At 69.7% G+C, this 13,941-nt stretch carries 12 protein-coding genes; 7 read left to right on the forward strand and 5 right to left on the reverse strand.

Going from position 1 to position 13,941, the window contains the following annotated elements:
- Positions 1-2: 2 nt before the first annotated feature.
- Together EV671_RS00100 and EV671_RS00105 are read right to left on the reverse strand one after the other, a co-directional pair.
- The gene (locus EV671_RS00100; protein ID WP_132568990.1) at positions 3-2,357 is read right to left on the reverse strand and encodes a xanthine dehydrogenase family protein molybdopterin-binding subunit; all 2,355 of its coding nucleotides are present in this window, start codon (positions 2,355-2,357) and stop codon (positions 3-5) included.
- A gap of 14 nt (positions 2,358-2,371) precedes the next feature.
- Positions 2,372-2,881, reverse strand: coding sequence for a (2Fe-2S)-binding protein (locus EV671_RS00105; protein ID WP_132568991.1), 510 nt, complete (start codon positions 2,879-2,881; stop codon positions 2,372-2,374).
- A 97-nt stretch (positions 2,882-2,978) separates the two neighbouring features.
- Here EV671_RS00105 and EV671_RS00110 point away from each other — a divergent pair, with 97 nt between their 5' ends.
- Positions 2,979-3,959: an XdhC family protein gene (locus EV671_RS00110; RefSeq protein ID WP_132568992.1), complete on the forward strand. Its 981-nt coding sequence runs from the start codon at positions 2,979-2,981 to the stop codon at positions 3,957-3,959.
- 1 nt (position 3,960) lies between these two features.
- On the opposite strand, the gene EV671_RS00115 is transcribed toward EV671_RS00110, so the two are convergent.
- Positions 3,961-4,593: a DUF6515 family protein gene (locus tag EV671_RS00115; protein ID WP_132568993.1), complete on the reverse strand. Its 633-nt coding sequence runs from the start codon at positions 4,591-4,593 to the stop codon at positions 3,961-3,963.
- Positions 4,594-4,712: 119 nt separating this feature from the next.
- Between EV671_RS00115 and EV671_RS00120 the strand changes: the two genes are divergently transcribed.
- Positions 4,713-5,339: a glutathione S-transferase family protein gene (locus tag EV671_RS00120; protein ID WP_132568994.1), complete on the forward strand. Its 627-nt coding sequence runs from the start codon at positions 4,713-4,715 to the stop codon at positions 5,337-5,339.
- A gap of 138 nt (positions 5,340-5,477) precedes the next feature.
- The gene (locus EV671_RS00125) at positions 5,478-6,410 is read left to right on the forward strand and encodes a glycoside hydrolase family protein (protein WP_132568995.1); all 933 of its coding nucleotides are present in this window, start codon (positions 5,478-5,480) and stop codon (positions 6,408-6,410) included.
- A gap of 39 nt (positions 6,411-6,449) precedes the next feature.
- On the opposite strand, the gene sppA is transcribed toward EV671_RS00125, so the two are convergent.
- The gene (gene sppA, locus EV671_RS00130; RefSeq protein ID WP_132568996.1) at positions 6,450-8,333 is read right to left on the reverse strand and encodes a signal peptide peptidase SppA; all 1,884 of its coding nucleotides are present in this window, start codon (positions 8,331-8,333) and stop codon (positions 6,450-6,452) included.
- Between the two features lie 85 nt (positions 8,334-8,418).
- On the opposite strand from sppA, the gene EV671_RS00135 reads away from it, so the two are divergent.
- Complete coding sequence (locus EV671_RS00135; protein ID WP_132568997.1) at positions 8,419-10,071, forward strand: FMN-binding glutamate synthase family protein; 1,653 nt, start codon at positions 8,419-8,421, stop codon at positions 10,069-10,071.
- Positions 10,072-10,179: 108 nt separating this feature from the next.
- Positions 10,180-10,827 (forward strand): response regulator, encoded by a 648-nt coding sequence (locus EV671_RS00140; RefSeq protein ID WP_132568998.1) that lies wholly within the window; start codon positions 10,180-10,182, stop codon positions 10,825-10,827.
- Here EV671_RS00140 and EV671_RS00145 read toward each other — a convergent pair whose 3' ends face one another.
- Positions 10,828-11,472 carry a glutathione S-transferase family protein gene (locus tag EV671_RS00145; protein WP_132568999.1) on the reverse strand — a complete coding sequence of 215 codons (645 nt, stop codon included), beginning with the start codon at positions 11,470-11,472 and terminating at the stop codon, positions 10,828-10,830.
- Between the two features lie 195 nt (positions 11,473-11,667).
- Between EV671_RS00145 and EV671_RS00150 the strand changes: the two genes are divergently transcribed.
- Together EV671_RS00150 and EV671_RS00155 are read left to right on the forward strand one after the other, a co-directional pair.
- A complete protein-coding gene (locus EV671_RS00150) occupies positions 11,668-12,873 on the forward strand; it encodes a YjgN family protein (RefSeq protein WP_132569000.1) in 1,206 nt (401 codons plus the stop codon).
- Positions 12,873-13,901, forward strand: a complete 1,029-nt coding sequence (locus EV671_RS00155) for a M48 family metallopeptidase (protein WP_132569001.1) — start codon at positions 12,873-12,875, stop codon at positions 13,899-13,901. The genes EV671_RS00150 and EV671_RS00155 overlap by 1 nt, the downstream gene beginning before the upstream one ends.
- Positions 13,902-13,941 lie beyond the last annotated feature (40 nt).

A 13,941-nucleotide genomic window follows, 5' to 3' on the forward strand; every position in this document is an offset into this window, starting at 1 on the left:
CCTCAGTGCTTGGCCTGCAGCGCGGTCCAGACTGTGCACGGGGTGGCCGGCATGGCGATGTCCTTCACGCCGATCGCATCGCAGATCGCATTGATGACGGCGGCCGGCGAGCCGATGGCGCCGGCCTCGCCGCAGCCCTTCACGCCCAGCGGGTTGTGGGTGCAGGGCGTGCCGGGGGCCGTCTGCACATTGAAGCTGGGCAGGTCGTCGGCACGCGGCAGCGCGTAGTCCATATAGCTGCCGGACAGCAGCTGGCCGGAGTCCGCGTCGTAGACGCCGTGCTCCAGCAGCGCCTGGCCTATGCCCTGGGCCAGGCCGCCGTGCACCTGGCCCTCGACGATCATCGGGTTGACGATGTTGCCGAAGTCGTCCACCGCGCTGAAGCGGTCGACGCGGGTCTGGCCCGTCGCCGGGTCCACCTCCACCTCGCAGACATAGCTGCCGGCCGGGTAGGTGAAGTTGCTCGGGTCGTAGAAGGCGTTCTCGTTGAGGCCGGGCTCCAGCTTGTCCAGCGGGTAGTTGTGCGGCACATAGGCCGTCAGCGACACCTGGGCGAAGGGCACGGCGCGGTCGGTGCCGGCGACGCGGTACTCGCCGTTCCTGAACTCGATGTCGGCCTCGCCGGCCTCCAGCAGATGGGCGGCGATCTTGCGGCCTTTGGCGATGACCTTGTCGACGGCCTTGATGATGGCCGTGCCGCCCACGGCCAGCGACCGGCTGCCATAGGTGCCCATGCCGAACAGGATCTTGCCGGTGTCACCGTGCTGGATGTCGACGTCCTCCAGCGGGATGCCGAGGCGGTCGGCCACGACCTGGGCGAAGGTGGTCTCGTGGCCCTGGCCGTGCGAATGGCTGCCGGTGAAGACGGTGACCTTGCCGGTCGGGTGCACGCGCACCTCGCCGGCCTCGAACAGGCCGGCGCGTGCGCCCAGCGCGCCGGCCACATTGCTCGGCGCCAGGCCGCAGGCCTCGATATAGGTCGAGTAGCCGATGCCGCGCAGCAGGCCCTTGGCGGCGCTGACCGCCTTGCGCGCGGCGAAGCCGGCCACGTCGGCGATCTTCTGCACTTGCGTGAGCGTCGCGTCGTAGTCGCCGGTGTCATAGGTCAGGCCCACCGGCGTCGCATAGGGGAACTCCTTGATGAAGTTGCGGCGGCGCAGCTCGGCCGGGTCCAGGCCCAGCTCGTGCGCGGCCGTCTCGACGAGGCGCTCGACGACATAGGTCGCCTCGGGCCGGCCGGCGCCGCGGTAGGCGTCCACCGGCGCGGTGTTGGTGAACACGCCGGTGACCTCGGCATAGATCTTCGGCGTCCTGTACTGGCCGGCCAGCAGCGTCGCGTACAGGATGGTGGGCACGCAGGAGGCGAAGGTCGACAGATAGGCGCCGAGGTTGGCCGTCGTGTGCACCCGCATCGCCAGGAAATTGCCGGCCTTGTCGGTGCCCAGCTCGGCCGTCGTCACATGGTCGCGGCCGTGGGCGTCGCTGAGGAAGCTCTCGCTGCGCTCGGCCGTCCACTTGATCGGCCGCCCCAACTGCCGGCTGGCCCAGACGAGCGCCGTCTCCTCGGCATACAGGAAGATCTTGGAGCCGAAGCCGCCGCCGACGTCGGGCGCGACGACGCGCAGCTTGTGCTCGGGAATGCCGAGCACGAAGGCGCACATCAGCAGGCGCTCGACATGCGGGTTCTGGTTGGCGACATAGAGGGTGTAGGCGTCGTCCGCCGGGTTGTAGCTGGCGTTGGCGGCGCGCGGCTCGATGGCGTTGGGGATGAGGCGGTTGTTGCGGAACTCCAGCCGGGTCACATGCGCCGCGCCGGCCATGGCCGCATCCGTCGCGGCCTTGTCGCCGCAGCCCCAGATGTAGCAGCGGTTGTCCGGCGCCTCGTCGTGCACCTGGCCTGCGTGGCCGGCGGCGGTGGCCGTGTCGGCCACGGCGGGCAGCTCGTCGTAGTCCACCTCCACCAGCGCCGCCGCGGCCTTGGCCTCGGCCAGCGACTCGGCCACGACCAGGGCCAGCGCGTCGCCCACGTAGCGCACCTTGCCGTCCGCCAGGATGGGGTGCTTGGGCTCCTTCATGGCCTGGCCGTCGGTGCTGGTGATGAGCCAGCCGCAGGGCAGACCGCCCACCGCGCGGAAATGCTCGCCGGTGTAGACGCCCAGCACGCCCGGCGCGGCCAGCGCGGCGGCCGTGTCCGCGCGCTTCAGCCGCGCATGGGCGTAGGCGCTGCGCACGAAGACGCCATAGGTCTGGCGCGGCAGCACGATGTCGTCGGTGTACTGGCCGCGGCCGGTCAGGAAGCGCGCGTCCTCGCGGCGCTTGACGCTCTTGCCGATGAAACCTTCCTTGGGTGAGTTCATGTCACACCTCTCAATCAGTTGGGGACAGAGCTACTCGCTGCGCTCGGGCGGTCAGTCCCCAAGGCCATCAGCTGCGCGCCTTGCTGCACCGCACGGACGATGTTCTGGTAGCCCGTGCAGCGGCAGAGGTTGCCCTCCAGGCCCTCGCGGATGGCGGCCTCGCTGGAGCAGTCGTGGTGCTGCACCAGGTCCACGGCGCTCATCACCATGCCCGGCGTGCAGAAGCCGCACTGCAGGCCGTGGCAGTCCTTGAACGCGGCCTGCATCGGGTGCAGCGCGCCGTTGGCGGCGGCCAGGCCCTCGATGGTCGTGATGCTGGCGCCATCGGCCTGCACGGCGAGCATGTTGCAGGCCTTCACGGCGCGGCCGTTCAGGTGCACGGTGCAGGCGCCGCACTGGGCGGTGTCGCAGCCGACATGGGTGCCGGTCAGGGCCAGGTCCTCGCGCAGCAGCTGCACCAGCAGGCGCTCGGGAGTCACGTCGCGGCTGACCGCACGGCCATTGACCGTGAGCTGGATCTTCATCGCTTGTCTCCTTGTTGGCCCGACGATGCTCGGTGGCCTGCAAGGGCTTGTGATTGCCGATTACCCTAGTGGAAATTCCGATTGGGGATAAACGGCCATGGACAACCTCGACCTCAGCGTGCTGCGCACGGCCGCCGGCTGGCGGGCGGAGTCGCGTGGCGTCGTGCTGGGCACCATCACCCGCACCTGGGGCTCGGCGCCGCGGCCGGTGGGCTCGCTGGTGGCGGTGCGCGACGACGGCTTGATCGCCGGCTCGGTGTCGGGCGGCTGCATCGAGGACGACCTCGTCGCCCAGCTGCGCGCCGGCAGCCTGAAGCTCGACAAGCCCACACCGCTGCGCTATGGCGTGGGCGCCGAGGAGGCGCGCCGCTTCGGCCTGCCCTGCGGCGGCACGCTGGAGCTGATGCTGGAGCCGCTGGGATTGCAGTCCGGTGTCGACGAATTGCTGGCCCGCCTGGAGCGCGGCGAGCGCGTGCGCCGCACGTTGGACCTGGCCAGTGGCGCCGCCACGCTCGCCGACGCCGAGCCCGGCACCGACACGCTGACGCTGACCGGCACCCAGCTCGTCAGCCATCACGGTCCGCAATGGCGGCTGCTTGTCATCGGCGCCGGCCAGATGACCGACTACCTGGCACAGATGGCCCTGGCCCTGGGCTATGGCGTGACCGTCTGCGACCCGCGCGCCGAGTACGCCGACGGCTTCAACCAGCCCGGCGTCACGCTGACCCGCGACATGCCCGACGACGTCGTCACCGCCTTCAGGCCGGACGGCGCCACGGCCATCGTCGCGCTGACCCACGACCCCAAGCTCGACGACCTCGCGCTGATGGAGGCCCTGCGCGGCGCGGCCTTCTATGTCGGCGCGATCGGCTCGCGCGTCAACCAGGCCAAGCGCCGCGCACGGCTGGCCGAGCATTTCGGGCTGACGGAAGAACAGCTCGACCGCCTGCATGGCCCGGTGGGCCTGGACATCGGCGCACGCACGCCGCCGGAGATCGCGCTCAGCATCCTGGCGGAGATGACGGCGGTGCGCTATCGCGCGGCCGGCGCGAAGCCCGAGGCCGGTTGCGCCGTGTGAGTCACTTCAGCGTATAGCCGCGGCCATCCATGCAGGCTTCCACCGCGCGGTTGAACACGCTCGCGTCGGCCTGGGCATTGGGCTGAGTCGTGGCCCAGCGGTTGCATTCGCGGCGGTCGTTCTCGAGCTGCTCGGCGGACTGGCCGTTGCGCGGGTAGATGACGGGTTCGGCCTTGGGCGCTGGCGGCGGTGGCGCCGGCACGACCTGGGCCGTCGCGGCCTCGGGTGGCGGGGCCGTCACGACATAGCCCTCGGGCACCGGCCTGTAGTAGACGCCGTTGGCGTAGTAGTAGGGCAGGCCGCCCAGCGTCAGCGTCACATAGGCCGGCGGCAGCAGCGGGATGACGAGGCCGAAGGGCGGCAGCACGACGCGGTAGCGCGGGCCCCAGGGCTGGTACCAGACGCCGCCGTGGAACCAGTAGCGGCCCGGCCCGCTGCCGACGACGACGGCGCCATAAGGCACGTGCGGCGCGACATAGCCCGGGGCGGGGTAGTAGTGGTCGTGGTGGTAGCGGTTGTCGAACACCATGCCGATGTCGACGCGGGCGCGCACGTCGGCCCGGGCCGGGGCGCCGGACAGCGCGGCACACAGCGCCAGCGCGGCGAGGGGGAGGATGCGAAGGGAAGGCTTCATGATCGTTGCGTGAAAAGCCGGGATATCGGCCCAACGCCCACAGGCTGGCGCGGGTGCACTGCAGGGGTATTTCGGCGACGTAAAGTTCGCCGCTTCCCGCGCCGCCCAGCCCTCTCGCCATGATCGAACTGCATTATTTCCCCAGCAACGCCAGTTTCGCGCCCCACATCCTGCTCGAGGAAATGGGCGTTCCGTTCACGCTGCGACAGGTGGACCGGGCCAACAACGAGCACAAGTCGCCGGCCTATCTGAAGCTCAACCCCAACGGCCTGATCCCGACCCTGGTCGACGGCGACCTGGTGCTCTACGAGACGGCCGCCATCCTGATGCACCTGGCCGACTGCCACCCGGGCTTCGCGCCGGCGCCCGGCACGCCCGAGCGGGCCCAGTACTACAAGTGGATGGTCTGGCTGACCAACACGCTGCAGGCCATGCTGATCCACTACTTCTACCCCGACCGCATGGCTACCGATGCAGCCGAGGTCAAGGTCCGCGCCGAGGCCCAGGTGGCGCCCATGCTGGACCAGATGGAGGCCGAACTGGCCCGCCACGGCGGCGACTGGTTCCTGGGCGAGCACTACACGGCCGTCGACCCGCTGGCCTTCATGCTGTGCCGCTGGACGCGCATGCAGGCGCGCCCGGCGAAGGCGCGGCCGGCGCTGGGGGCCTATCTGCAGCGGGTGTTCGAGCGGCCGGCGACGCAGCGGGTGGTGGCCAGGGAGAAGCTGCCGGATCCGGTGTATTGAGTACATCCTCAAAACTGTTGCCGTCGGGCGTCCAGGAAGGACGCAGTCGCGCCGTGACGCCCGTAAGCTCGGGCCACGAGGGCACCGTTCGGATGATTCCGCTTCGCGCCCTCGTGACCCATCCCGGGGGACGCGGCGATGAATCGGATCAAAAACGTTTCGACGCAGGGACTGGAACGCCTGGCCCGCCACGAGGGCCTGGTGCAGGGAATCTACGACTGCCCCGCCAGGCACGCCACGTATGGCATCGGCACTCTGGTGCACCATGGGCCCAGCGAGATCCTCAAGGTCGTCAGCCAGGCGTCGGCGACAAAAGCACAGACGCCTGAGGCCGAGCTAGCTGCCAAGCTCGCCTCCCACTTGAAGGTCTACAGGCCTTCGAAGAATTCCGTGGCGGTGCCTTACCTCGATGCCGCGATAGGCAAGGATGAAAACTATCCTGTGCTCGTCAAAGAGATGCTCGCGGGCAAAGCGCCGAGGGCGAAGCTCGTCGAGGGTGAGGATGCTGTGCTGCGGCCGGGCTGGGACGAATACATCAGGAGGTTCCGCACCGGCATACAGAAGTACGAGAAAGCGGTCTGCGAAGCCTTTGCTTCGGCCTCACTCACGCAGGACCAGTTTGATGGCCTGTTCTCCATTGCGTACAACATCGGCGAGGGGAGCCTCCGCCAAAGTGGCGATCTGATCGCGGCCATGAAGGCCTTCTCCGTTGCGTCGTTGGACCCGAAGGCGACCGGCGGGCAGCGCGACCAGGCGGCCACGGTGCTGCTCGAATGCATCCTTCGCGCCAGGCCCACGTCGCGGGCAGGCGTCGATGTCGAGATCGACGGCGGCAGTTTCTCGGTGATGCAGCCGGGCGTCTTCAACAGCGGGCTCTTCAACCGTCGCGTGGCAGAGGCGAGCCTCATCGTCGGCCGGACGTATTCAACGAAGAGTGCCGAGATCACGATCGCCAGAAAGACAATCAAGGCGGAGAAGGATCACCACACGACGACGATGGCGAAGCAGGAAGCGCGCGCCGTCGTCGACATGCTCCACAAGATCTCGTTCGTGAACCGAGGGTTCCGCTGAGGCGGCGAGCCATCGGCGCCGCCCGTTTTGCGAAATTCGTCAAGGCGCGGCGCACAGGCAATGCACCGCCGCAGCCCTCTCCCAGTGCCCCTGGGCCGACAGCTTCGCCAGCGCCTTCAGCGTGGACAGCTCCTCGGCGACCGGCGCCGGCAGCGCTTCCAGCCCGAGCGACGCGCCCAGTGACTGCAGCAGCGACGGTGCCAGCGTGTCGCTCAGCGAGGCCAGCAGGCGCTCGCTGCGGCTGAGGTCGCGCTCGACATAGCTCAGGCGCGGCTTCTCGCCGGCCTTCAGGTCCAGCCTGGCCAGCTTGGCCGCCGCCTGCACGGCGTCGTCGAAGCTGCCGATGCGGTCCACCAGTCCGCGCTCCTTGGCCTGGGCGCCGGTCCAGATGCGGCCCTGGGCTACGGTGTCGATCTTCTCGGGCGTGCTCTTGCGCGCCTGGGCGGCCAGCGTCGTGAAGCGGGCGTAGATGTTGTCGATGCCGGATTGCACGGCCGCCTTCAGGCGCGGGTCCAGCGGGCGGCGCGGGTCGTAGCCGCCGGCCAGCCAGGTCGTCGTCACGCCGCCGGTGTGCAGCGAGAGCTTGTCCATCAGGCCCTCGGCCGTCGGCAGGATGCCGAACACGCCGATGCTGCCGGTGATGGTGCCGGCATCGGCGATGACGGCGTCGCTGCTCATCGAGATCCAGTAGCCGCCAGAAGCCGCCACGTCACCCATCGACACGACCACCGGCTTGCCGGCCTGGCGCGTCAGCTCCAGCTCGCGGCGGATGACTTCGGACGCGAAGGCGCTGCCGCCGGGCGAGTTCACGCGCAGCACGACGGCCTTGATGGCGTCGTCCTCGCGGGCCTTGCGGATCAGGCGCGCGGTCGAGTCGCCGCCGATGCGGCCCGGGCCGACATCGCCATCGACGATTTCGCCTTCGGCCACGACGATGCCCAGCCCCGGCTGCAGCTTGCTCGGCGCGCCGCCGTCCTTCACATAGGCCATGTAGTCGGCCAGCGACACCTGGCGGAAGCTCTTGCTCTGCTCGTCCTTGGCGCCCTTGGCGATCAGCAGCTCGCGCATCTGGTCGCGCGTCTTCAGCCCGTCCACGAGCCGGGCCTGCAGGGCCAGCCGGGCGGGGTCGCCCTGCACGGCGGCCAGGCGCTGCGGCAGCTCGTCGATGCCCCTGGCGATGCTGCCGGCGTCGAGCTTGCGCGCCGCCTCGATGCTGCCGGTGAAGCCGCTCCACAGCTCACCGTAGACCAGGCCCTCGGCCTCCTGCGTCGCGGGGCTGGGGCCGGTGGCCGTGTAGGGCTCGGCAAAGCTCTTGTAGGTGCCCACCTTGAGGACATGGGCCGTCACGCCGAGGCGGTCCAGCGCGTCCTTGTAATAGGTGCGCCAGCGGCCGAAGCCTTCCAGCATGACCATGCCCATCGGATGCAGATAGACCTCGCCGGTCTGAGCGGCCAGGAAGTAGCCGCGCTGGCTGTAGTTGTCGGCATAGGTCAGCACGGGCTTGCCGCTGGCTTTGCGGAAGCGTTGCAGCGCGGCGGCCACCTCGTGCAGGCCGGCCTGGCCGGCGCCCTGCAGCTCCTCGACGTCCAGCAGCACGGCGGCTATCTTGTCGTCGCGGGCGGCGGTGTCGAGGGCGGCGAGCACATCGCGCAGCCGCGTCTGCTTCGGAACGCCGCGGCCCTCGGCCTGGGCCATCAACTGCTCGCGCGGGCTGCCGGAGAACTGCTCGACGAGGTTGCCGTCGAGCTTGAGCACCAGCGTGGTCCTGTCGGCCAGCGGCTTGGGGCCGCGCGCCAGCAGGGCCGCCACGAAGACGACGATGAGCAGCAGCACGAAGAGGTTCATCAGCGCCCGCCGCGTGCCGTCGAGCAGCCACCAGGCCTTGGAGAACAGCCAGCCGAGCTTGGAGAACAGGGACTTCATCGGGCTTCACCTCTGGGGAATGTGCGCGGCGATTGTGCAGCCCGTGGGCCTTAGCATCGGCCGGTCATATTTCCGAGGACATCCCATGCTTGCTTGGCCCGGCTGGTTGCGACGCCTCAACGAGCACTTCCCGCTGCGCTATCTGAGCTGGATGCTGTGTGGCGCGCTGGCGCTGTACTTCGCCGTCGGCTGGACGGCCGGCGTCACCGACGGCCTGCTCGCGCTGCTCTTCCTGGCGCTGACGCTGCTGGGCCTGCGCGACGTGCGCCAGACGCGCCACTCCATCCTGCGCAACTACCCCGTCATCGGCCACCTGCGTTTCCTGTTCGAGTTCATCCGGCCCGAGATCCGCCAGTACTTCGTCGAGGGCGACAACGATGCCGCGCCCTTCTCGCGCGCCCAGCGTTCCATCGTCTACCAGCGCGCCAAGGGCGACCCCGACCAGCGCCCCTTCGGCACCCAGCTCGACGTCGGCGCGCGCGGCTACGAGTGGATCAACCATTCGCTGGTGCCCACCCACCTCGGCAGCCACGACTTCCGCATCACCATAGGCGCGGGCCGCGCCCAGCCCTATTCGGCCAGCGTCTTCAACATCTCGGCGATGAGCTTCGGCGCGCTCAGCGCCAACGCCATCCTGGCGCTGAACAAGGGCGCGAAGATGGGCGGCTTCGCCCACGACACCGGCGAGGGTTCGATCAGCGTGCACCACCGCGTGCATGGCGGCGACCTGATCTGGGAGATCGGCTCGGGCTATTTCGGCTGCCGCAACGACGACGGTTCCTTCAGCGCCGAGAAGTTCCAGGCCGCCGCCTGCGACCCGCAGGTCAGGATGATCGAGCTCAAGCTCAGCCAGGGTGCCAAGCCGGGCCATGGCGGCGTGCTGCCCGGCCCCAAGGTCACGGAAGAAATAGCCGCCGCGCGCGGCGTGCAGGCCGGCCGGGCCTGCATCTCGCCGGCCCGCCACAGCGCCTTCTCGACGCCGGTCGAGATGATGCAGTTCATCGACAGGCTGCGACACCTGTCGGGCGGCAAGCCCACCGGTTTCAAGCTCTGCATCGGTCACCCGTGGGAGTGGTTCGCGCTGTGCAAGGCGATGCTGGAGACCGGCATCACGCCCGACTTCATCGTCGTGGACGGCGCCGAGGGCGGCACCGGCGCCGCGCCGCTGGAGTTCACGAACAACGTCGGCGCTCCGCTGCAGGAGGGCCTGCTGCTGGTGCACAACACCCTGGTCGGCCTGGACCTGCGCGACAAGATCAAGATCGGCTGCGCCGGCAAGGTCACGTCGGCCTTCGACATCGTGCGCCTGATGGCCCTGGGCGCGGACTGGTGCAACGCGGCGCGCGGCTTCATGTTCGCGCTGGGCTGCATCCAGGCCCAGGCCTGCCACACCGGCCACTGCCCCACCGGCGTGACGACGCAGGACCCGCAGCGCCAGCGCGCCATCGTCGTGCCCGACAAGGCCCAGCGCGTCGCCAACTTCCACCAGAACACGCTGAAGGCGCTGAAGGAGCTCGTCGAGGCCGCCGGCCTGTGCCACCCGCAGGAGATCACGGCCCAGCACATCGTGCACCGGCTCGACAAGCACGAGGTGAGGCTGCTGGCCAACCTGCTGCCCTTCGTCGAACGGGGCGCCGTGTTGCGCGGTGAGCTGCCGCACAACACCTTCCGCGTCTACTGGCCGCTGGCCAGCGCGCACAGCTTCTCGCCCCAGGGCAACATCGGGCGCACCGCCTGACCCCCGGGTTGAGGGCAACCGCCAGGATGCGGGGGGTGGCGCCTACAAACTAGGGGGAAGAGGGGCGGAACGCGCACAATGCGCGGCGGTCACAAGCCGCCGCCCGCCATGCCCACCGTCTACCTCCTCCGCCATGGCGAGTCCGTGCTGCAGCGCACGCGGTCGCTGCTGCTGCAGGTGGGTGGCATCCAGCTCGCCGGCTGCAAATCCCTGCTGGCCGATGCGCTGGACGAACTCGCCACGCTGGCGCCGGACATCGTCGCCTGCGACCTGCGCCTGGTGGACAGCCATGCGATGCGCGCGGCCCATGAGCTCGGCCGCCTGCCGGTGCGGCCCCAGCTGCTGCTGCTGACGCCGACCGCCGACGACCTGCAGCTGTTCGCGGCGCTGAGTGCCGGCGCGAATGCCTATCACGTGGACGACGGCAGCGCCGCCGGCCTGGTCGAGGCGCTGGCGCGCCTGCATGAGCGCCGCGCGATGCTCAGCCCCCAGCTTGCCCGCCAGGCCCTGGCGGCCTTCGGCATCGAGCGCAGCCCGCTCGCCATCGCGCGCCAGGCGCCGGCCGCGCTGGACGCCAGCCCCGCCGGCCGCCAGATCGACCAGGCCAGCCGCCATCTGCTGACGCTGCTGGCCCAGGGCCTGCTGCTGGCCGAGGTCGCGACGCTGTGGAAGCTGGACGTCGCCGAGATCGAGCGGCGCATCTGGCGCACGGTGCGCCTGCTGCATGTGCGCTCGCGGGAGCTGCTGATCGCCTGATCAGGCCAGCGCCGGCGCTGGCGCAGACGGCAGCGTGTCGACGAAGCTTTGGCGCTGCGCGAGCTTGTCCATGTGGCGCGCCAGGTTGGGATGCGCCTCGCGCCAGCCGATCTCGGGGAAGCGGAACTCCAGCCAGCCCAGCGCGCAGCCGACGGCGATGTCGGCCAGCGAGAAATGGTTGCCCGAGCACCAGGCCTTCTCGCCCAGGCCCTGGCTCATAGCGGCCAGCGCGGCATTGACCTTGACCAGATGGCGGTCGATCCAGGCCTGGCTGCGCTGCTCGGGCGGGCGCTGCGCCCAGGTGCGCTCCAGGCGCACGAGGACGCCGGCGTCCACGATGCCGTCGGCCAGGGCTTCCCAGGTGCGCACCTCGCAGCGCTCGCGGCCGCGCTCGGGGATGAGCCGGCCCACCGGCGACAGCGTGTCCACGTATTCGACGATGACGCGCGAGTCGAACACGGCGCCGGTGATCGAGTCCTGGCCCTCCATGACCAGGCAGGGCACCTTGCCCAGCGGGTTCATCTTCAGGATGGCGTCACTGCCCCAGACGTCTTCGAGCACCAGCTGGTAATCGAGCTTCTTCTCGGCCATCACGATGCGCACCTTGCGCACATAGGGGCTGGCGAGAGAACCGATCAACTTCATCGCTGTCATAGGGGAAGGCAGGGGTCACAGGTCGAAACGATTCTAGCCAGCGGCCCCTGTCGAACCGGCCGTGAAAATGGCCTGTCGGGTCGGGCCGACAGACCTGGGAAGCAGGGGTTGCCAGTCATACGCGGCACCGCCAGAGTGTTGCCCGGCCCACCGCGACAGACGGTGGCCCTCATCCAGGGAGAACCCATGCTCGATACCCACGCCGCCGCCGATGCGGCGCCTGCCCCGCTGCCCGCCGCGCCGCGTGTCCTCGAAATCCGCTTCACCGGCTCCGGCAGCGAATACTTCCGCATCTGGGCGGTCAACCTGCTGCTCATCTTGGTCACGCTGGGCCTGTATCTGCCCTTCGCGAAGGCGCGGCGCATCCGCTACTTCTATGCCAACACCCTGGTCGACGGCCAGGCGCTGGGCTTCCATGGCGACCCGTGGAAGATGTTCCGCGGCTTCCTGCTGCTGGTGGTGCTGATGGGCGCCTACAGCGGTGCCGGCCGGTTCTCGCCGACCGCCGCGGTCGTCGCCTTCCTGATCCTGTGTGCCGTCTGGCCGGCGCTGTGGCGGGCTTCGCTGCAGTTCCGCCTCGGCAACACCAGCTGGCGCGGCCTGCGTATGCGCTTCGAGGGCTCGCTGAAGGATGCCTACCTGGCCTGTGCGCCCCTGTATCTGCCGCTGCTCGCCTTCATCGCCTGGTCGCGCCTGATGGCGCCCACCGTCAGTGGCGACGCTGCGACGGACCGGGCCGCCATGGAGGCCTACGGTTACACCAGCCTGCTGGCGATGGGCGTCATCTGCATGATGGCGCCGCTGTCCTTCGCGCTGTTCAAGCGCTACCAGCACAACGGCTACCGCATCGCGGCGCAGCAGGCGCGCATCGACCTCGGCATCGGTCGTGTCTACCTGCTGGCGCTGAAGGTGCTCGGCGTGTCCATAGTCAGCGCCTTGCTTGCAATGCTCGGCATGGGCTTGCTGGCCGGTGTTGTCATGCTGGTGTCGGGCTTGCAGCCGGACATGAAATCGGCCTGGACCCAGGCAGCCTTCTTCGGCGTGGGACTGGTGGCCTATCTGCTGATGTTCTCCATCGTGATGCCCTTCGGCGCCGCGCGCATGCAGGACCTCGCCTGGAACGGCACGCGCAGCGAGGCGCTGCGGTTCAGCAGCCGTCTGCGCTTTCGCGATCTCTTCAGCCTGACGGCGATGAACTGGCTGCTGACCGGCCTGACGCTGGGCCTGTATCGCCCGTTCGCCGCGGTCGCCACCGCGCGGCTGCGCCTTGAGGCCATCAGCATCGAAAGCGCAGAGGACCCGGCCGACTGGGTGGCCGCGGCGTTCACCGGCCATGCTGACGCCACGGGCGACATCGCCGGCGACTTCTTCGGCATCGACATGGGGCTGTGATGGGGGTCGAGCCCCGCCTCGCGGCCGACTGGTTCGATGGCCGCAGCGCCCGCGCGCGGCCCGTCGAGGTCTGGCTGGAGGGGCCGAGCCTGCATTTCGGCGGGCACAGCGTGCCTCTTGCGGGATTGACCTGGCCCGAGCGCCAGCGCCATGGGCAGCGCCAGATCCTGCTGCCCGGTGGCGGGCTGCTGAGCTTTGCCGACGCGGCGGCCTTCGACGCCTGGGCGCGCGACTCGGGCCGGGGCGACAGCGCCGTCGTGCGCTGGCAGCAGAGCTGGCGGCTGGTGCTGCTGGCGCTCGTGTTGCTCGTGGCCGGCCTCGCGGCGGCCTACCGCTGGGGCCTGCCCTGGGCGGTGGACAGGGCGGTCGACGCGCTGCCGCCCTCCGCCGAGCAGGCCCTGGGAGTGCGCCTGCTCGAGGGCATGGATGGCGACTGGCTCAAGCCCAGCGGCCTCGGCGCCGGGCAGCAGCAGGCCTGGCAGGCCCGCTGGAGCGGCGTCGTCGCGCGGGCGCGCGCTGCGGGCGGGCCGGCCGTGCCCGCGCATTTCGAGATCCACTTCCGCGATGGCGGCAAGGCGCTCGGCCCCAATGCGTTCGCGCTGCCGGGCGGCGACATCGTCGTCACCGACGCGTTGCTGGCACTGTTGGCCGACGAGCCCGACGCCGTGATGACCGTGCTGGCGCATGAGCTGGGCCATGTGCAGCACCGCCACGGCCTGCGCATGATGCTGCGGGCCGGCGCGGTCGGCGTCGTCGCATCGGTCATCGTCGGCGACTTCTCCTCGCTGCTGGCCGCCGCACCGGCCATGCTTGCGAGCAACGCCTACTCGCGGGACTACGAGCGCGAGGCAGACATCTATGGCCGCGTGCTGGCGCGCGCCGGCGGCGCGGACACCTCGCGCATGGCCGTGTTCTTCGAGCGGCTCGCGAAGCAGCAGCAGGCGAGCGTCGAAAACAACCCGGTGGCCATCGCGATTTCGACCCACCCGGCCGACGAAGCGCGCGTGAAGTTCTTCAGCGAGCCATGACTTTTAGAATTGCGGGTTTTCCACGAACCGCCGGCCCGCC

The sequence above is a fragment of the Roseateles saccharophilus genome, from assembly GCF_004342485.1.
Classification (GTDB): Bacteria; Pseudomonadota; Gammaproteobacteria; order Burkholderiales; family Burkholderiaceae_C; genus Pelomonas; species Pelomonas saccharophila.

Excerpts from the sequence above, each read along its gene's own strand:
- EV671_RS00100 (WP_132568990.1), bottom strand. The coding sequence starts at position 2,357 with ATGAACTCACCCAAGGAAGGTTTCATCGGCAAGAGCGTCAAGCGCCGC.
- EV671_RS00105 (WP_132568991.1), bottom strand. The coding sequence starts at position 2,881 with ATGAAGATCCAGCTCACGGTCAATGGCCGTGCGGTCAGCCGCGACGTG.
- EV671_RS00110 (WP_132568992.1), top strand. The coding sequence starts at position 2,979 with ATGGACAACCTCGACCTCAGCGTGCTGCGCACGGCCGCCGGCTGGCGG.
- EV671_RS00115 (WP_132568993.1), bottom strand. The coding sequence starts at position 4,593 with ATGAAGCCTTCCCTTCGCATCCTCCCCCTCGCCGCGCTGGCGCTGTGT.
- EV671_RS00120 (WP_132568994.1), top strand. The coding sequence starts at position 4,713 with ATGATCGAACTGCATTATTTCCCCAGCAACGCCAGTTTCGCGCCCCAC.
- EV671_RS00125 (WP_132568995.1), top strand. The coding sequence starts at position 5,478 with ATGAATCGGATCAAAAACGTTTCGACGCAGGGACTGGAACGCCTGGCC.
- sppA (WP_132568996.1), bottom strand. The coding sequence starts at position 8,333 with ATGAAGTCCCTGTTCTCCAAGCTCGGCTGGCTGTTCTCCAAGGCCTGG.
- EV671_RS00135 (WP_132568997.1), top strand. The coding sequence starts at position 8,419 with ATGCTTGCTTGGCCCGGCTGGTTGCGACGCCTCAACGAGCACTTCCCG.
- EV671_RS00140 (WP_132568998.1), top strand. The coding sequence starts at position 10,180 with ATGCCCACCGTCTACCTCCTCCGCCATGGCGAGTCCGTGCTGCAGCGC.
- EV671_RS00145 (WP_132568999.1), bottom strand. The coding sequence starts at position 11,472 with ATGAAGTTGATCGGTTCTCTCGCCAGCCCCTATGTGCGCAAGGTGCGC.
- EV671_RS00150 (WP_132569000.1), top strand. The coding sequence starts at position 11,668 with ATGCTCGATACCCACGCCGCCGCCGATGCGGCGCCTGCCCCGCTGCCC.
- EV671_RS00155 (WP_132569001.1), top strand. The coding sequence starts at position 12,873 with ATGGGGGTCGAGCCCCGCCTCGCGGCCGACTGGTTCGATGGCCGCAGC.